This is a genomic window from Streptomyces sp. HP-A2021 (assembly GCF_022807935.1).
GTDB lineage: Bacteria > Actinomycetota > Actinomycetes > Streptomycetales > Streptomycetaceae > Streptomyces > Streptomyces afghaniensis.
Window position 1 is genome coordinate 3,019,831 of sequence record NZ_CP094344.1, and the last position, 18,331, is coordinate 3,038,161.

An 18,331-nucleotide genomic window follows, 5' to 3' on the forward strand; every position below is an offset into this window, starting at 1 on the left:
TCGACACAGACGGACGCAATGGATCGGCTGAGGCGACGGCGCGCAAGGCGCCGTCGCCACCCGCCTACTCGGCCGGGCTCACTCCCGCTCGCAGCAGCCCGTACGTGTACGCGTCCTCCAGGGCCTGCCAGCTCGCGGCGATGACGTTGTCGGCCACGCCCACCGTCGCCCACTCGCCCGTGCCGTCGGACGTGGAGATCAGCACGCGGGTCGTCGAGTTGGTGCCGTGCTTGCCCTCCAGGATGCGGACCTTGTAGTCCACCAGCTCCAGCTTGGCGAGCTGCGGGTAGATCTTCTCCAGACCCACGCGCAGGGCCCGGTCCAGCGCGTTGACCGGGCCGTTGCCCTCGGCCGTGGCGACGATGCGCTCGCCCTTGGCCCAGAGCTTGACCGTGGCCTCGTTGGCGTGGGAGCCGTCGGGCCGGTCCTCGACGATGGCGCGCCAGGACTCGACCTCGAAGTAGCGCAGCGGCTTGCCCTGGACCTCGGTGCGCAGGAGGATCTCGAAGCTCGCGTCGGCCGCTTCGTACGTGTAGCCCCTGAGTTCGCGTTCCTTCACTCGCTCGACCACCCGGCCGACCAGTTCGCGGTCGCCGCCGAGGTCGACGCCGAGTTCCTTGCCCTTGAGCTCGATGGAGGCGCGGCCGGCCATGTCGGAGACCAGCATCCGCATGGTGTTGCCGACCTGCTCGGGGTCGATGTGCTGGTACAGGTCCGGGTCGACCTTGATGGCCGAGGCGTGCAGGCCGGCCTTGTGCGCGAAGGCCGAGAGGCCTACGTAGGGCTGGTGCGTGGAGGGCGTGAGGTTGACGACCTCGGCGATCGCGTGCGAGATGCGCGTCATCTCGCGCAGCCGGCCCTCGGGCAGGACCTGCTTGCCGTACTTGAGCTCCAGGGCCGCCACGACCGGGAAGAGGTTGGCGTTGCCGACGCGTTCGCCGTAGCCGTTGGCCGTGCACTGGACGTGCGTCGCGCCCGCGTCGACGGCGGCCAGGGTGTTCGCCACCGCGCAGCCGGTGTCGTCCTGGGCGTGGATGCCGAGGCGGGCGCCCGTGTCGGCCAGGACCGTGCCGACGACCGCCTGGATCTGCGCCGGGAGCATGCCGCCGTTGGTGTCGCAGAGGACCACCACGTCCGCGCCGGCCTCCGAGGCCGTACGGACGACCGACTTCGCGTACTCGGGGTTCGCGCGGTAGCCGTCGAAGAAGTGTTCGCAGTCGACGAAGACCCGGCGGCCCTGTTCCTTCAGGAAGGACACCGTGTCGCGGACCATCGCCAGGTTCTCGTCGAGCGTGGTGCGCAGGGCGAGTTCGACATGACGGTCGTGCGACTTGGCGACCAGCGTGATGACCTGCGCGCCGGACTCCAGGAGCGCCCTGACCTGCGGGTCCTCGGCGGCGGTGGCACCGGCGCGGCGGGTGGAGCCGAACGCGACCAGCTGGGCGTGCCGGAAGTCGATCTCCTGGCGGGCGCGGGCGAAGAACTCGGTGTCCCGGGGGTTCGCGCCCGGCCAGCCGCCCTCGATGAAGCCCACGCCGAAGTCGTCCAGGTGCCGAGCGATGGCCAGCTTGTCCGCGACGGTGAGGTTGATGCCCTCCCGCTGGGCGCCGTCGCGGAGGGTGGTGTCGAAGACGTGGAAGGAATCGTCGAGCTCGCTGGTAGCGGTCATGGTGTCAAGGCTCCTGAGGATTGGATCTCGGTCGTACCGGAATGACCGGCTCCACCGCCCCCACATACTCCCTCGCGCTCTCGCTCCTGACTGCGGGTGGGCCAGAAATGCGAAAAACCCCTCGCGGGTGCGAGAGGTCTGCGCGCGGGTCGAGGACGACGGTGTCCGCCCGTACCTGGTCGTACGTGGCGGTCACTGCGGACCGGCGCGCCTGCTGCCAATAATCATGGCGAACGAGAGCACGGGGGCAGTCTGGCACAACCCCCGTGCCGGGATCACGGTTGTCTCAGGATGCGGTCGGTCACTTCAGGTGACGGACGTAGACGTGCGAGGTGTCGTACATGTCGCCCGGGACGAGGTCGGGCGCGGAGCTGCTGAAGGCGACCCGGCGGCCGTGCCGGTCGATCACCGGGGCGGACACGCCCTGGTCGTTCGGCCCGCCCTGGGCGTCCGGGCTGGCGAGGACCGTGCGCCCGGTGCGCAGGTCGCGGACGTACGCGCGGGTGGTGTGGTGCGTGTCGCCCGGGTCGGCCGAGACGTAGGCCAGAAACCGGTTGTCGGCGCTGAGCTGCGGATTCGCGGTGAACGCGGCCGGGTCGGCGGCGTCGATGCGGCGCAGCTCGCCCGTCTTGAGGTCGCGGACGAAGACGTTGTGTCCCTTGTTGGTGTCGCCCGGGGTGAGCCGCGAGTCGAGCGAGTTGAACAGGGCGTACCGTCCGTCGGCGCTGACCTGCGGGAACTCGGTCTGTCCGTCGGACTTCGCCCCGTCCGGCGCCCGGTCTGCGTGGAACAGCTCGCCGCTCGGCACGTCACGGACGTAGGCGTCGCTCCAGTCGCCCGGGGCCGGGTGCGGGATGAAGAACTGGTAGCCGACGCGCTTGCCGTCGGCGCTGATGGACGGGTTGGTGGCGGCGGTCTTCCGGTCGCCTGCGGCGGGCACCTGGCTGACGCGGACGGCCTCGCCGGTGGTCCGGTCGACCCGGTAGACGCGTCCCCAGCCGTCGTCGGACGGCGTGAGGTCCGAGCGCTGGGCGATGAAGGCGACGTAGCGGCCGTCGGCGCTGAGGGCGGGCCGCCGGCCGGAGTCGTAGCCCGTGTCGACGGTGTCCTCGATGCGCTGGAGCGCGCCGGACTTCAGGTCCTTGACCCAGATGTGGCTGCGCCCGTCGCCGGTGCCGGTGGCGCCGAACGCCAGGTAGCGGCCGTTGCCGCTGAGGGCGACGTCGTCGACCGGGCCGACGTCCGCACCGGTACTGGCCAGCCGGGTCGTGCCGGTCCGCAGGTCGCGCACGAAGGCGTCGGCGGCGCCGTCGGTGTCACCGGCGACGAGGTTGTCGGCGCTGGAGACGAAGGCCAGACGGCGGCCGTCGGCGCTCAGGCTCGGCCCGCCAGAGTCGCCGTTGCCCTCGGCGCCGTCCGGGGCGACGCTCGCCTTCTCGGTCCGCGGCGCCTCCGGAGCGGCGGTCGCGGGCAGCGCGGCGAGGCCGCCGAGTGTGACGGCCAGAGCCACGCCGAGCGCGCCGGACGTGACCCTTGTGGTGCTGGTCATGTGCTGTTCCCCCTGTGTTCCCCGTTGACGCTTCTCCCCCGGCCCCGCGCCGAGGGCTCCCCCAGAGCCAACAGCACCGCGAGCCACAGGGTCAATCCGTCGTTTTGAGTACAACCCGGGCAGGCGTTCAGGCGTCCGCGAGGAGGCTTTCGACGAGGAACTCGTGCACGTGCCGGAGGACTTGGGCCCGGTCGGTGCCGCGCAGGCCGATCGCCACATGGATGGCGAAGCCGTCCAGCAGCGCGCGCAGGCGGGTGGCGAACCGGTCCGGGTCGACGCTGCGGAACTCGCCCCGCGAGATGCCCTCGGCGAGCAGGGCGACCAGGTCGCGGTGCCAGACGCCCTCGATGGCGGCCTGCCGGTCGCGGGCGTCCGAGTCGACGGCAGCGCTCTGCGAGCGGTTCCAGACCTCCAGCCACAGGATCCAGTGCGGGTCCCGGTGGCCGTCGGGGACGTACAGGTCGACGTAGGCGTCGAGGCGTTCGCGGGCGGTGGCGGCACGGGCCAGCAGCCGTCCGCGCTCGGCGCCCAGCCGGCCCTCGCTCCACTCCAGGGTGCGCAGCAGCAGTTCGTCCTTGGAGCCGAAGTAGTAGAGCAGGTGGCCGCTGCTCATGCCGACCTCGCGGCCGAGCGCCGCCATGGTGAGCTTCTCCAGGCCGCGCTCGGCGATCATCTCCATGGCGGCGGCGAGCACGTCCTCGCGGGGCGGGGCCTGCCTGCGCCCACCGGCCATCTGCTCTCCCGGGTGTCAGATCCTCGGCTGTTGCTGGGTGATGCAGTGGATGCCTCCACCGCCGGCAAAGATCGTACGGGCGTCCACCAGTGTCACGGTCCGCTCCGGGAAGAGACGGCGGAAGATGCCGGCCGCGAGTTCGTCGCGCGGGTCGTCGAAGCCGCACAGGACCACGCCGCCGTTGCAGAGGTAGTGGTTGATGTAGGAGTAGTCGGCCCAGTGGCCGTCGGTCTCCAGGACGGTGGGGGCGGGCACCTCGACGACCTCCAGGCGGCGGCCCCGCGCGTCCGTCTGCGACCTCAGCAGGCCGGCGATCTCCTTCGTCACCTCGTGGTCGGGGTGCGCCGGGTCGGGCTGCGCATGGGCCACGATCACGCCGGGGCGGGCGAAGGCCGCGACGATGTCGACGTGGCCGAGGGTGCCGAAGCCGTGCGGGGGGTAGTCGCCGGTCAGGCCGCGCGGCAGCCAGATCGCCTTGCGGGTGCCGAGCAGGGCGTGGATCTCGGCCTCGACCTCCTCCCGCGTCCAGCCGGGGTTGCGCTCGGGACCCAGTTGAACGGTCTCGGTCAGCAGGACCGTCCCCTCGCCGTCCACATGGATCGCCCCGCCCTCGTTGACGAGCCGCGAGGCGTACGTCCGTGCCCCCGCGAGGTCCGCGACGTGCGCGGCGATCTTCGCGTCGTGCTCCCAGCGGGCCCAGCTCTGGGCGCCCCAGCCGTTGAAGGTCCAGCCGACGGCGGCCAGTCCGCCACGCCCGTCGGTCAGGAACGTCGGGCCGATGTCGCGCATCCAGGCGTCGTCGAGGTCACGCTCGACGGTCTCGATCCCCTTCCCGAGCAGCGCACGCGCCTGGTCCGACTGCCCCGGGCCGCACACCACCGTCACCGGCTCGAACCGGCGGACCGCGCGGGCCACCGACGCCCAGGCGGTCCGGGCGGCGGCCAGGTCCTCCGGGTCGTCGAACGTCGGGTTCGGGCCGGGCCAGGCCATCCAGGTGCGCTCGTGCGGGGCCCATTCGGCGGGCATGCGGAAGCCGTCGGCGGCTGCGGACATCGTGAACCTCAGAGGAAGTAGAGACGGTTGAGGGAGACGGACTCGGCCGGTGCGGAGCGCAACGGCTCGCCGTCGAGGGTGACGAGGCCGGTGCGCTGGTCGACGTCGACGGCCCCGGTACGGGAGTTGAGGCGCAGGTCGGCCGGGCCGATACCGCGCGTGCCGCGCACGGCGACTCTGCGGCGGCGGGTGGGCATGGTGTCGCGCCCCTGGTCCAGGGCTGCCTGCGCGACGAACGCCACCGAGATGTCGGCCGGTGTCGCCCCGTGCGCGCCGAACTGCGGTCCCAGCACGAGGGGTTCGCAGGTGTCCGTCGCCGCATTCGGGTCGCCGGTCACGCCGTACGCCGGGAAGCCGGCCTTCAGCACGAGCTGCGGCTTCGCCCCGAAGTACTCCGGCCGCCACAGCACGATGTCGGCGAGCTTGCCGGCCTCCAGGGACCCCACCTCGTGCGCGAGTCCGTGCGCGATGGCCGGGTTGACGGTCAGCTTGGCGATGTACCGCAGGACGCGTTCGTTGTCGTGACCGGCATCCGGGGCGCCGGACTCGGCCTTCATCTTCCCGGCCATGGCGAAGGTACGGCGGACCGTCTCGCCCGCGCGCCCCATGCCCTGCGCGTCCGAGGAGGTGATGCCGATCGCGCCCAGGTCGTGCAGGACGTCCTCGGCGCCCATGGTTCCGGCGCGGATGCGGTCGCGGGCCATGGCGGCGTCGCCGGGCAGGTCGGGCTTGAGGTCGTGGACGGAGACGATCATGCCGTAGTGCTCGGCGACGGCGTCCCGCCCGAAGGGCAGGGTCGGGTTGGTGGAGGAGCCGATGACGTTCGGCACGCCCGCCATCTTCAGGACGTTCGGGACGTGCCCGCCACCGCAGCCCTCGATGTGGAAGGCGTGGATGGTCCGGCCCTCCAGCACCCGCAGGGTGTCCTCCACGGACAGACACTCGTTCAACCCGTCGCTGTGCAGGGCGACTTGGACGTCGTGCTCCTCGGCGACGCGCAGCGCGGTGTCCAGAGCACGGGTGTGCGCGCCCATGTCCTCGTGCACCTTGAAGCCGCAGGCGCCGCCCTCGGCGAGCGCCTCGACCAGGGGCGCCGGGTGGGAGGAGGAACCCCGCCCCAGGAAGCCGATGTTGACGGGCCAGGCGTCGAACGCGTTGAACGCGTGCCGCAGCGCCCAGGGCGAGTTGACGCCGACACCCCACACGGGACCGAACTCCTGCCCGATGACCGTGGTCACGCCGGAGGCGAGCGAGGCCTCCATGACGCGCGGCGACAGCAGGTGGACGTGGGTGTCGACGGCTCCGGCGGTGGCGATGAGCCCCTCGCCGGACACGATGGACGTCCCGGTGCCGACGACGACGTCGACGCCGTCGAGAGTGTCGGGGTTACCGGCCCGCCCGATCGAGCAGATCCGCCCCTCGCGGATGCCGATGGAGACCTTCCGGATGCCCTGCACGGCGTCGATCACCACGACGTTGCTGATGACGACGTCACACGTCTCCCGGACGGCGGCGGCCTTGAGGTGCAGCCCGTCGCGGGCGGTCTTGCCGAACCCGGCGAGGAACTCGTCGCCGTACCGCTGGGCGTCGGACTCGACGCGGACGATCAGGCCGGAGTCGCCGAGGCGGATGCGGTCGCCGGCGCGGGGGCCGTGGGTGGCGGCGTACTCGTACGGGGTGAGGCGGCGGGCCTCGGCGGGGTGGCCTCCTGGGCGGCTCATCGCTCGACCTCCTGATCAGGTGTTTCCGGTACGCCGAGGTATCCGCAGGCGGCGGCCCGCCGCAGGGCCTCCTCCTTCGCGCCCGGTGCGTCCAGCGGCCCGTCGACGAGTCCGGCGAAGCCGATCGCGACCCGCTCGCCCCCGATCGGCACCAGCCCCACCTCGACGCTCTCCCCCGGCCCGAACCGCACGGAGGACCCGGCGGGCACGGCCAGGCGCATGCCGTAGGCCCGCCCGCGGTCGAAGGCGAGCCGAGGGTTGGCCTCGAAGAGGTGGAAGTGGGAGGTGACGGAGACGGGCACGGTGGCGGTGTTGGTGACCGTCAGCCGTACGACCGCCTCGGGCTCGGCGTGCTCGGGCCCCGGCAGCAGGGCGCCCGGGGCCCGGTCGCCGAGGCCGGCGCCGATCGGATCGCTGACGACCGCGAGCCGCGAGCCGTCGTCGAAGACCGCCTCGACGTGCACCTCGGTCACGACGTCGGCGACGCCGGGCAGCACGTCGTCGGGCCCGAGGACGGACCGGGCGGCCTCGACGGCCTCCGCGAGCCGCTGGCCGTCCCGGGCGGCCTCGCACACCGTGTCGGCGATGAGCGCGGTCGCCTCGGGGACGTTGAGCCTCAGTCCCCTGGCCCTGCGGGCGCGGGCGAGCTCGGCGGCACCGAAGAGCAGCAGCCGGTCGCGTTCGGTCGGGGTCAGCCGCATGTCACTCCCTCCATTTAGAGCATCACTCTAAACATGAAATTCCCTCCACCGGAAGGTTGACGTCGAGCCTTCACGCCCATCACATTGAACGTCGCTCTAACCGAGGGAGACAAGCATGCCGATCGAACAGCGCGGAGTCGACACCATCCCCGAGGAGGAACGCACCAGCGGGCCACGCGACCTCGTCTCGATCCTGCTCGGCTCCAACCTCTGCCTGGGCGTGATCGTCTTCGGCTGGCTGCCGCCGTCCTTCGGCCTGGACTGGTGGTCGTCGGTCAGCGCGGTACTGGCGGGCACGGTGGTGGGAGTGGTGCTCACGGCCCCCCTCGCCCTGGTCTCGCTGCGCACCGGCACCAACCTGTCGACCTCGTCCGGCGCCCAGTTCGGGGTCCGCGGGCGGCTGGTCGGCTCCGTGGTCGGCCTGCTGCTGGCCCTCGGCTACACCGCGCTGACCGTGTGGATCGGCGGGGACGTGATGGTGGGCGTGCTGGGCCGGCTGGCCGGGCTGCCGCAGGACGGGGTGTCGTACGGGATCGTCTACGGGCTGCTCGCCGCGGCCACCGTCGCGGGCGCGGTGTACGGCTACCGGGTGCTGCTCGCCATGTCCCGGATCCTCGCCTTCGGCATGACGGCCCTGCTGGCGCTCGGCGTGATCGCCTACGCGCCCGGCTTCACCACCGCCGCGCTGCCGGAGACCGGCGGCTATCTGCTGGGCGGGTTCTGGCCGACCTGGCTGCTCGCGGCCGTGGCCGCCGGGCTGTCAGGGCCGATCGCCTTCATCACCCTCCTCGGCGACTACACCCGCTACATCTCCCCGGCCCGCCACTCCGCACGCAAGGTGCTGCACGCGACCTGGCTGGGGCTGATGCTGGGCCTGCTGGTGCCGCAGCTCTTCGGCACCTTCACGGCGTACGCGGCCGGAGCCGCCCTCGACTACGCGGGCCCGCTCGTCTCCGCCGCCCCCGCCTGGTACCTCGTCCCGCTGCTGCTCGCGGCCTCCGCCGGCTCGGTCGGCAACGCGGGTCTGATGCTCTACTCGATGGGCCTCGACCTCGACGCGATCCTGCCGCGCGCCTCCCGGGCCAGGGCCACGTACACGGTCGCCGTGGTGGCCACGGCCTGCGTCTTCGCCGGGCACTACTACTCGACCGCGCAGAACGCGATGACGTCCTTCGTGCTGCTGCTGACGGCCATCGGCACACCCTGGGCGGTCATCACCCTCATCGGCTTCGCCCGCTGCGGCGGGGTGTACGACGCGGACGCCCTCCAGGTCTTCAACCGCCGCGCACGGGGCGGCGTCTACTGGTACCGCGCCGGCTGGAACCTCCCGGCGACCCTGTCCTGGGCGGCCGGCGCGCTGGTCGGCGTCCTGGCGGTGTCCCTGCCGTCGTACGAGGGCCCACTGCTGGCACTGACCGGCGGGGTGGACTGCAGCTTCCTGCTGTCGGGGCTGGTGGGCGGGGTGGCGTATGCGCTGTCGGCCCCGGGTTCCGTGGCAACGGGACCCGGGGCCGATGAGGCGACCAGCGCTTCCAGTCCGACCGCTTCGGGCGGCGGGTGGGCATAGGCCGGAGTCCGGGGGCGGAGCCCCCGGTGGGCACGGGCACTCAGCCCAGCTGGTGCATCCAGCCGTGCTTGTCCTCGGCCGTACCGCGCTGGATGTCGAGCAGGGCCTGGCGGAGCCGGAGCGTGACCTCGCCCGGCTCTCCCCCGCTCTGCTTCCACTCGGCCCCGGCCCGCTTCACCGTCCCGACAGGCGTGATCACCGCGGCCGTACCGCAGGCGAACACCTCCGTGAGCGACCCGTTCTCCGAGTCCCGCTGCCACTGGTCGACCGAGACCCGGCCCTCCTCGGCCTCGTACCCGAGGTCACGGGCGACGGCGAGCAGGGAGTCGCGCGTGACACCTTCCAGGATCGAACCCGTGAGGGACGGCGTGACGATCTTGTTGCCGTACACGAAGTACAGGTTCATGCCGCCGAGCTCCTCGACCCACTTGTGCTCGACCGCGTCGAGGTAGCAGACCTGGTCACAGCCCTTGGTCGCGGCCTCGGCCTGCGCCAGCAGGGACGCCGCGTAGTTGCCGCCGGTCTTCGCGTCGCCCATACCGCCGGGGACGGCACGGACGCGGTCCTCGGAGACCCAGATGGAGACCGGCTTGACGCCGCCCGGGAAGTACGCACCGGCCGGGGAGGCGATGACCAGGAACAGGTACTCGTTGGCCGGCTTCACACCCAGCCCGACCTCGGTCGCGATCATGAACGGGCGCAGGTAGAGGGACTCCTCGCCGCCGTGCGCCGGCACCCACGCCTTGTCCTGCTTCACCAGCGCGTCGCACGCCTCGATGAACGTCTCGACCGGCAGCTCGGGCATCGCCAGCCGGCGCGCGGAGCTCTGGAAGCGCTCGGCGTTCTTCTCGGGACGGAACGTGGCGACCGAGCCGTCGGGGCGGCGGTAGGCCTTCAGCCCCTCGAAGATCTCCTGCGCGTAGTGCAGGACCGTGGTGGCGGGGTCGAGGGAGATCGGCGCGTACGGCACGAGCTGGCCGTCGTGCCAGCCGCGGCCCTCCGTCCACCTGATCGTCACCATGTGGTCGGTGAAGTGGCGGCCGAACCCGGGGTTGGCCAGGATCGCCTCCCGGTCTGCGGCGGAGAGCGGGTTGGCGGACGGCTTGAGCTCGATCGTGGGCGTCGTCATGGGTTGAAGTCCTTCACCGGTTGTAGTGACGGGCCGCGCTCGGTACAGCTCTGATGGTGACCAGTGCTAGGACGTCCGAGCATTCCCTCGTTCCGCGGCCTCGCGTTCGATTATCGCCCGGGGGCGACGGAGGACGGAACGGGGTGAATGCGGCCCGGTGGTCGATGGTGACACCCGGCGGGAACATGCGGAAGCCGCCGGGTGCGGATGCGACCCGGCGGCTTGGGTGAAGCAGCGGCGGGTCAGCCGGCTACTCGTACGGCGAGCGCGTCGCCGATCTCCGAGGTGGAGCGGGCGGGCTTGCCGGTGCGCTCCGACAGGTCGGCGGAGACCGCCTCGTCGATCCGGGCGGCCTCGGCCTCGTAGCCGAGGTGGCGCAGGAGCAGGGCGACGGACAGCACGGTGGCGGTCGGGTCGGCCTTGCCCTGGCCGGCGATGTCCGGGGCCGAGCCGTGCACGGGCTCGAACATCGAGGGGAACTCTCCGGAGGGGTTGATGTTGCCGGAGGCCGCCACGCCGATGCCGCCGGAGACGGCCGCGGCGAGGTCGGTGATGATGTCGCCGAAGAGGTTGTCGGTGACGATCACGTCGAAGCGCTCGGGCTGGGTGACCAGGTAGATGGTCGCCGCGTCGACGTGCATGTACTCGGTGGTGACCTCGGGGAACTCCTCGGCCACCTTGTTGAAGATGTTGGTCCACAGGTGACCCGCGAAGGTCAGCACGTTGTTCTTGTGGATCAGCGCCAGCTTCTTGCGCGGACGGGCCTGGGCACGCGCGAAGGCGTCGCGGACCACGCGCTCGACACCGAAGGCCGTGTTCACGGACACCTCGGTGGCGACCTCGTGCTCGGTGCCCTTGCGGATCGTGCCGCCGTTGCCGGTGTACGGGCCCTCGGTGCCCTCGCGGACCACGACGAAGTCGATCTGCGGCTCGCCGGCCAGCGGGGTGGCGACACCCGGAAGCAGCTTGGAGGGACGCAGGTTGACGTGGTGGTCGAAGGCGAAGCGGAGCTTCAGCAGGAAGCCGCGCTCCAGGACGCCGGACGGCACGCTCGGGTCGCCGATCGCGCCGAGCAGGATGGCGTCGTGCTTCTTCAGGGCGTCGAGGTCGGCGTCGGTGAGGGTCTCACCGGTGGCGTGGTAACGCTTGGCGCCGAAGTCGTAGTCCTTCGTCTCCAGCTTCACATCCTGCGGAAGGACGGCGGAGAGGACCTTCAGGCCTTCGGCCACGACTTCCTGGCCGATGCCGTCACCGGGAATCACTGCGAGATTGATGCTGCGAGACATGCGGGCACCCTACTCCTCGTCCCATGGAATGACACAGGGTGTCCGTGATGCGGACAGTCGAGACGGCACCCGCCCGGGGGAACGCACTCCGCCGACGGCTTCCGTTCACCCGTATGTGGGGCGGACGTTGGCGTTCGCTGGGAAATTGACCCGACATGGAGATCCCCCACTTCGGCATCCCGCCCGAGCTCGCCCGCCGCATGAGCATGGCGGAACAGCACGAGTACCTGCGCACCCGGCTGTCGCGGCGCCGCACGCTGGTGACGGCCGGCGCGGTCGCGGGCGGCCTGCTGACCGGCTGCTCCGGCTCCGGGCCGGGGAGCGCCGCGCCGACCAGGAGCCCGTCGCCGAGCACGTCGAAGGCGCCCGGCTCCTTCATCACCCCCTTCGGCCGCCATCTCGCCTTCGGTGCCGACCCGAAGACACAGATGCGGATCTCCTGGCAGGTGCCGCTGGCGGTGAAGAAGCCGTACGTCCGGGTGGGCCCGCGCCCCGACGACCTCGGCCGCAAGATCGAGGCGGAGCTGCGCGACCTGCACACCCCGGAGCTGAAGGGCGTACGGCCGGCGGTCGAGCAGTACTACCTCCACGCGGCGCTGGACGGCCTGCGCCCGGACACGACGTACTACTACGGCGTCGGCCACGAGGGCTTCGACCCGGCGTCCCCGCGCCACCGGTCGACCGTCACGTCGTTCCGGACGGCGCCCGCGAGCCCGCCGGAGCGGTTCGTGTTCACCGCGTTCGGCGACCAGGGCGTCGGCGAGGAGGCGGCCCTCAACGACCGTCTGCTGCTGCGCCGGAGCCCGGCGTTCCACCTCCACGCCGGCGACATCTGCTACGCCGACCCGACCGGCAAGGGCAAGGAGTCGGACGTCTTCGACGCCGGACAGTGGGACCGGTTCCTGAAGCAGACCGAGCCGGTGGCCAGGTCGGTGCCGTGGATGGTGACGACCGGCAACCACGACATGGAGGCCTGGTACTCGCCGGACGGCTACGGCGGCCAACTCGCCCGCTTCTCCCTGCCGGACAGCGGCTTCGACGCGCGCACGGCGCCGGGGGTGTACTCCTTCACGTACGGCAACGTCGGCGTGGTCGCGCTGGACGCGAACGACGTGTCGTACGAGATCCCCGCCAACTTCGGCTACACGGAGGGCAGGCAGACCAAGTGGCTGGACAGCAAGCTCGGCGAGTTGAGGTCCTCGAAGGACGTGGACTTCATCGTCGTCTTCTTCCACCACTGCGCGTACTCGACGTCCACGCACGCCTCCGACGGCGGGGTGCGCGCCGAGTGGCTGCCGCTGTTCGCCAAGCATGAGGTGGACCTGGTGATCAACGGCCACAACCACGTCTACGAGCGGACCGACGCCATCCGCAACGGCGAGGTGGGCAGGCCGGTGCCGGTCGGCGGGACGACGGATCCCAGGCGGGACGGGATCGTGTACGTCACCGCGGGCGGCGGCGGCAAAGAGCTGTACGGCTTCCCGGACGGCGTGAAGGAGAGCTACGAGGGGAACACCGCCGACCGCGAGTCGGTCGCCACGTTCCGGTGGACCAAAGGCCAGGACACGAAGGCGGAGTCGGCGCAGTGGTCGCGCGTGCGCTACCGCGGGTTCTCGTTCCTGTCGGTGGAGGCCGTGAGCGGCGCCGCGCCGAGGCTGAAGGTGTCGGCGCTGGCGTCGAGCGGTGAGCGGATCGACCATTTCGAGGTGCGGCGCGGGGGGTGAGGCCCCGCACCGCACCTCGTCGGGTGCGGCTCCCGGACCAGGAGTGTCACGGCGCGGCTCGGTGGCCGGCGGATCCGCTCAGTGACCGGTGTTTCCGCCGTTGTCCCTGCGGTCGAGGGCGCGCTGGAGCGCTGCGGCGGCGTTCTTGCGGTCGGACTCGCTCGTGCGGGAGACGTGACGGACTCGGCGGCGGACGGTCGTCTCGGCCATGGGAAATCGACTCCTTCGACAGCACGGAGTGCACAGGGAGGGTTACGAGACGCCGGATGGGGCGGGGAGCGGTGCCGCAGGGGTTGCCTGCACGGGGCCCGGCTCACGACCGCCATTCGCTTGGTCGAGCGAGACGTTCGGCTCCTACAAAACTAAGGGAGGCCGGAGCGTCTGTCTCCACAATTACTCGGACTTCCTACTATCTGAGACGGTGGACTATGTCACACCGCGCTGACCTGCGGTGATCCCTAGAGCACATCTCCGTCGCGCCAGTCGAAGAGCAGCTCGTGCGCGGGGTCGAGCGGGCCGGCGAGGGCGGGCCGGACATAGGTGCTGCCCTCTTCGTCCGGCAGGCGGACGACACCGTCCTGCGGGCTGAGGGCGTGCACCTGGCCGCGCCACAGCCGCCAGCCGCGGGAGGTGTAGAGCCGGGCGCCGGCGTCGCTGGCGGAGAGGGCGCCGAGGTCGTAGGCGCGGTCGACGACGCGTTCCAGCTCCGCCATGACCTGCCCGCCGAGGCCGGTGCGGCGGGCGTCGGCGCGTACGGCGACGTTCTCGACGTACCCGGCGCGCAGCCACCGGCCGCGGTGGCGCACCCGGCGCATCACGACCGCCCCGTGCGCGGCGAGCCCCGAGCCGTCGTACACGAGGGCGTGCATGCCGCCGAGGCCGTGGTCCCAGTCCTCGTCGGCGAAGTCGCCGTCGAAGGCGGCGTCCAGCAGGGCCCGTACGGCGTCGAGTTCCGCCGGGCTGAGGTCGGCGGTGTGGGCGGTGCGCACTCGGGTGGTCATCGGCCCAGTCTTCCCGCGGACATGCCGACGGGCCAGGTCATTTCGTGACCCGGCCCGTCGGTGCCGCGGGGCTCAGCCCATGTGCGGGTAGGTGTAGTCGGTCGGCGGGACCAGCGTCTCCTTGATGGCGCGGGTCAGGGTCCAGCGCATCAGGTTCTGCGGGGCGCCGGCCTTGTCGTTGGTGCCGGAGGCACGGCCGCCGCCGAAGGGCTGCTGGCCGACGACGGCGCCGGTCGACTTGTCGTTGATGTAGAAGTTGCCGGCCGCGTAGCGGAGCTTGTCCGCCGTGTACGCCGCCGCCGCGCGGTCGTTCGCGATGACCGAGCCGGTCAGGGCGTAGTCGGAGACGGACTCCATCTGCGTCAGCATCTCGTCGTACTTGTCGTCCTCGTAGACGTGCACGGCGATGACCGGGCCGAAGTACTCGGTGCGGAAGACCTCGTTCTCCGGGTCGGTGCACTCGATGACGGTCGGGCGGACGAACCAGCCCTCGGAGTCGTCGTAGGTGCCGCCCGCGACGATCGTGCAGGAGGGGTCCTCCTTGGCACGGTCGATGGCGGCCTTGTTCTTGGCGAAGGCACGCTCGTCGATGACGGCGCCGATGAAGTTCGACAGGTCGGTGACGTCACCCATCCTGATGCCGTCGACCTCGGCGGCCCACTCCTCCTTGAAGCCGGAGTTCCAGATCGAGGCGGGGACGTACGCCCGGGACGTGGCGCTGCACTTCTGGCCCTGGTACTCGAAGGCACCCCGGGTCAGCGCCGTCTTCAGGATGGCCGGGTCCGCCGACGGGTGGGCGACGAGGAAGTCCTTGCCGCCGGTCTCGCCGACCAGACGCGGGTAGGTGCGGTACTTCTCGATGTTGTTGCCGACCGTCTTCCACAGGTACTGGAAGGTCTTGGTCGAGCCGGTGAAGTGGATGCCGGCGAGGTCCCGGTGCTCCAGGGCGACCTTGGAGACCTCGATGCCGTCACCGGTGACGAGGTTGATGACGCCCTTGGGCAGGCCGGCCTCCTCCAGCAGCTGCATGAGCAGCACGGCGGCGTGGGTCTGCGTCGGGGACGGCTTCCAGACGACGACGTTGCCCATCAGGGCCGGGGCCGTCGGCAGGTTGCCCGCGATCGCCGTGAAGTTGAAGGGCGTGATCGCGTAGACGAAGCCCTCCAGCGGGCGGTGGTCCAGCCGGTTCCACACGCCCGGGGAGTTGGCCGGGGGCTGCTCGGCCAGGAGCTTGCGGGCGTAGGAGACGTTGAACCGCCAGAAGTCGATCAGCTCGCAGGGCGTGTCGATCTCGGCCTGCTGGGCGGTCTTGGACTGGCCGAGCATGGTGGAGGCGGCGAGCGTCTCGCGCCAGGGGCCGGACAGCAGCTCGGCGGCGCGCAGGATGATCGCCGCGCGGTCGTCGAAGGACATCGCACGCCAGGCGGGCGCGGCGGCCAGGGCCGCGTCGATGGCGTCCTGGGCGTCCGCCTGCGTGGCGTTGCGATACGTGCCGAGGACGGCCTGGTGGTTGTGCGGCTGGACGACCTTGAAGGCCTCACCGCCGCCCATCCGCTTCTCGCCGCCGATGGTGCAGGGCAGGTCGACGGGGTTGTCGGCCAGCTCCTTCAGCCGGGCCTCCAGCCGGGCACGCTCGGGCGAGCCGGGGGCGTAGCCGTGCACCGGCTCGTTGACGGGGGTGGGGACCTGGGTCACAGCGTCCATGTTTTCCGTAACTCCTTACTGAGCGGTGTTTCGGTCTCAGCCCTTGAAGAGCTGTCAGCCCTTGGTGAGCATCGAACGGGCGAAGAAGCGCAGGTTGGCCGGCTTCTCCGCGAGTCGGCGCATGAAGTAGCCGTACCAGTCGGTGCCGTAGGCCGTGTACACGCGCATCCGGTGGCCCTCGGCGGCCAGCCGCAGGTGCTCCTCGGTGCGGATGCCGTAGAGCATCTGGAACTCGTACTCGTCGAGCTTTCGCCCGGCGCGGTGGGCGAGCTCCTGGCCGATGGCGATCAGGCGCGGGTCGTGGGACCCGATCATCGGGTACCCCTCCCCCTCCATCAACGTCCTGAGGGTCCGGACGTATGCCCGGTCGATCTCGTGTTTGTCCAGATACGCGACCGAGGCCGGCTCCTTGTACGCGCCCTTGACCAGGCGCACCCGGCTGCCGTTCGCGGCGAGGCGGCGGGCGTCGGCCTCGGTGCGGAAGAGGTACGCCTGGATGACGCACCCGGTCTGCGGGAAGTCCTTCCGCAGCTCCTCGTGGATGGCGAACATCGAGTCGAGCGTGGTGTGGTCCTCGGCGTCCAGGGTGACCGTGGTGCCGATCTCGGCGGCCGCCTCGACGACCGGGCGGACGTTGGCGAGGGCCAGTTCGTGGCCGCCGTCCAGCGCCTGCCCGAACATCGACAGCTTCACCGACATCTCGGCGCGGGTGCCGAGCTCCAGCGGCTTCAGGCGGTCGATCAGCTCCAGGTAGGCGTCCCGCGCGGCGGCGGCCTGGGCGGGGTTGGTGATGTCCTCGCCGACGACGTCCATCGTCAGCTCCAGGCCCTGCCCGGTGAGCTCCCGGATGACCGGTACGACGTCGTCGACGTCCTCGCCCGCGATGAATCGGTCGACGACCTGTTTGGTCACCGGGGCCGCCGAAACCAGGCGTCGCATCCGGTCGCTGCGCGACGCGGCGAGAATCACGGGACCCAGCACGGGGCACCTCCAGAGCACAACCAACGGATGGCCGGACCCCGGGCGGATGACGCTTCGGGTACGGCGCGGAGAACCACCGTGAAACCTAAGGATCCCCCCGATCGTCGGCCATCGACAGCTGTCACGCATCCGTGCCGCAGATCTCAGACAGATGTATGAAGGGTCCCGTGGAGTGCGGGACAATGCCCGGATGACGTCGGAACACAGGGGTGACTACGAGGAGCTGGTCGACGAGATCTCCGAGCTGCTCGGGGCGCCCGCGACGCTGGAGAACCGGGACTTCGAGCTGATCGCCTTCGGCGCGTACGACAGTGAGGGCGACCTCGATCCGTCGGCCCTGGACCCGGTGCGCACCCGCTCGATCCTCACCCGCCGCTCGACGGCGGCCGTCCGGGCGTGGTTCGAGGGCTTCGGCATCACGCGTGCGACGGGCCCGGTCCGCATCCCGCCGACGCCGGAGGCCGGGGTGTACCGGGGCCGGATCTGCCTGCCCGTCCGGCACCGGGGCGTGGTCCACGGCTACATCTGGCTGCTGGACGACGACCCCGGCCCGAGCGAGCGCCAGCTGTCCGCCGCCATGCAGGTCACGGCCCGGATCGGGGCGCTGCTCGCGGACGAGGCCCAGCACGGCGCCGACCTCAGCCGCGAACTGCGGGCCGTCCTCACGGCCGACCGCGACTGGCAGCGCGACATGGCCATCGCGGAACTCCGCACCGCCCTCGGCCCCCGCGCCGACGGTCTCCACGCGGTGCTCTGTGTCGCCCCCTGGCCCACGGCCGACCCCGACGACGCCCCTTCGGTCCGCACGATGCCGGGCGCGACTGCCCTGTGCACCGTGCCGTGGGGGGCCTCGTCCCAGTGCGTGGCCGTCCTGATCCGCCTGCGCTCGGCGGACGTACTGACCCCGGCGACGACAGCGGCGGCCCGCCTGCTGGAACGGGCGGGCGGCCCGGCGGGGCCTGACGCCCGGGGGGCGGCGGCGAGCCCGGCACGAGCAACGGCCTCGGGCGCGCGAGGCGCAGCGGGCACTGGCACCCGCTCCCCCGCCGCCGGTCTCGCGACGCCCCGCTCCGGTCTCGCCGAGCTGGGAACCGCCTGGTGGGAGGCCTCGGCGGCGGCGCGGGCCGCGTTGGCCGAACCCCGGCTGGGGCCCGTCGCCGAGTGGGCGTCGATCGGGCCGTTCCGGCTGCTCACCGCGCTGCCGCCGGACGTGGCCCACGACCCCGCGGTGCACGCCCTGCTCTTCCCCGTCCACCGGGAGCTGGCCCGTACCGCCGAGGTCTACCTCGACTGCGCCGGCCAGGCCGCCCGGGCCGCCGCCGAGCTGGGCATCCACCGCCAGACCCTGTACTACCGCCTCTCCAGGATCGAGAAGCTCACCGGTCTGGACCTGGACGACGGCGAGGACCGCCTGCTCCTGCACATGGCCCTGAAAGGGGCCCGGCTCGCACAAGGTCAGGACAGCGGGCCGTCCGGATGAGCCCCTTCGCCCGAACGGGCGGTTCCGGGACGG

General features: G+C 71.5%; 15 protein-coding genes. 3 read left to right on the forward strand and 12 right to left on the reverse strand.

The window, feature by feature from the left end; genetic code table 11:
* Positions 1-64: 64 nt before the first annotated feature.
* The 6 genes from cimA to ureA all read right to left on the reverse strand — a co-directional run bounded on the left by cimA (position 65) and on the right by ureA (position 7,426).
* The gene (gene cimA, locus MQE23_RS13600) at positions 65-1,669 is read right to left on the reverse strand and encodes a citramalate synthase (protein ID WP_020271474.1); all 1,605 of its coding nucleotides are present in this window, start codon (positions 1,667-1,669) and stop codon (positions 65-67) included.
* 301 nt (positions 1,670-1,970) lie between these two features.
* Complete coding sequence (locus MQE23_RS13605; RefSeq protein WP_243379273.1) at positions 1,971-3,218, reverse strand: hypothetical protein; 1,248 nt, start codon at positions 3,216-3,218, stop codon at positions 1,971-1,973.
* 127 nt (positions 3,219-3,345) lie between these two features.
* A complete protein-coding gene (locus tag MQE23_RS13610; protein WP_243379274.1) occupies positions 3,346-3,951 on the reverse strand; it encodes a TetR/AcrR family transcriptional regulator in 606 nt (201 codons plus the stop codon).
* 15 nt (positions 3,952-3,966) lie between these two features.
* Positions 3,967-5,004: an agmatine deiminase family protein gene (locus MQE23_RS13615; protein WP_243379275.1), complete on the reverse strand. Its 1,038-nt coding sequence runs from the start codon at positions 5,002-5,004 to the stop codon at positions 3,967-3,969.
* An 8-nt stretch (positions 5,005-5,012) separates the two neighbouring features.
* Positions 5,013-6,725 (reverse strand): urease subunit alpha, encoded by a 1,713-nt coding sequence (locus tag MQE23_RS13620; protein WP_243379276.1) that lies wholly within the window; start codon positions 6,723-6,725, stop codon positions 5,013-5,015.
* Positions 6,722-7,426, reverse strand: coding sequence for an urease subunit gamma (gene ureA, locus MQE23_RS13625; protein WP_243379277.1), 705 nt, complete (start codon positions 7,424-7,426; stop codon positions 6,722-6,724). The genes MQE23_RS13620 and ureA overlap by 4 nt, the downstream gene beginning before the upstream one ends.
* Before the next feature lie 115 nt (positions 7,427-7,541).
* Between ureA and MQE23_RS13630 the strand changes: the two genes are divergently transcribed.
* The gene (locus MQE23_RS13630) at positions 7,542-8,993 is read left to right on the forward strand and encodes a cytosine permease (protein ID WP_243379278.1); all 1,452 of its coding nucleotides are present in this window, start codon (positions 7,542-7,544) and stop codon (positions 8,991-8,993) included.
* Positions 8,994-9,033: 40 nt separating this feature from the next.
* Here the strand turns inward: MQE23_RS13630 and MQE23_RS13635 are convergent, their stop codons facing one another.
* Both MQE23_RS13635 and MQE23_RS13640 read right to left on the reverse strand, forming a co-directional pair.
* A complete protein-coding gene (locus MQE23_RS13635) occupies positions 9,034-10,122 on the reverse strand; it encodes a branched-chain amino acid aminotransferase (protein ID WP_020271482.1) in 1,089 nt (362 codons plus the stop codon).
* 242 nt (positions 10,123-10,364) lie between these two features.
* Positions 10,365-11,408, reverse strand: coding sequence for a 3-isopropylmalate dehydrogenase (locus MQE23_RS13640; RefSeq protein ID WP_037668111.1), 1,044 nt, complete (start codon positions 11,406-11,408; stop codon positions 10,365-10,367).
* A 155-nt stretch (positions 11,409-11,563) separates the two neighbouring features.
* Between MQE23_RS13640 and MQE23_RS13645 the strand changes: the two genes are divergently transcribed.
* Positions 11,564-13,132 (forward strand): metallophosphoesterase family protein, encoded by a 1,569-nt coding sequence (locus MQE23_RS13645; RefSeq protein ID WP_020271484.1) that lies wholly within the window; start codon positions 11,564-11,566, stop codon positions 13,130-13,132.
* A 78-nt stretch (positions 13,133-13,210) separates the two neighbouring features.
* Here the strand turns inward: MQE23_RS13645 and MQE23_RS43515 are convergent, their stop codons facing one another.
* From MQE23_RS43515 to MQE23_RS13660, 4 genes are all read right to left on the reverse strand, one after another.
* The gene (locus tag MQE23_RS43515; RefSeq protein WP_020271485.1) at positions 13,211-13,342 is read right to left on the reverse strand and encodes a hypothetical protein; all 132 of its coding nucleotides are present in this window, start codon (positions 13,340-13,342) and stop codon (positions 13,211-13,213) included.
* A 248-nt stretch (positions 13,343-13,590) separates the two neighbouring features.
* Complete coding sequence (locus MQE23_RS13650) at positions 13,591-14,133, reverse strand: GNAT family N-acetyltransferase (protein ID WP_037668113.1); 543 nt, start codon at positions 14,131-14,133, stop codon at positions 13,591-13,593.
* A gap of 72 nt (positions 14,134-14,205) precedes the next feature.
* A complete protein-coding gene (gene pruA / locus MQE23_RS13655) occupies positions 14,206-15,837 on the reverse strand; it encodes an L-glutamate gamma-semialdehyde dehydrogenase (protein WP_243379279.1) in 1,632 nt (543 codons plus the stop codon).
* Between the two features lie 54 nt (positions 15,838-15,891).
* On the reverse strand, positions 15,892-16,818 hold the full coding sequence (locus MQE23_RS13660; RefSeq protein WP_243379280.1) for a proline dehydrogenase family protein: 927 nt from the start codon (positions 16,816-16,818) through the stop codon (positions 15,892-15,894).
* Positions 16,819-17,008: 190 nt separating this feature from the next.
* Between MQE23_RS13660 and MQE23_RS13665 the strand changes: the two genes are divergently transcribed.
* Positions 17,009-18,298, forward strand: a complete 1,290-nt coding sequence (locus tag MQE23_RS13665; protein WP_243379281.1) for a helix-turn-helix domain-containing protein — start codon at positions 17,009-17,011, stop codon at positions 18,296-18,298.
* Positions 18,299-18,331: the final 33 nt, after the last annotated feature.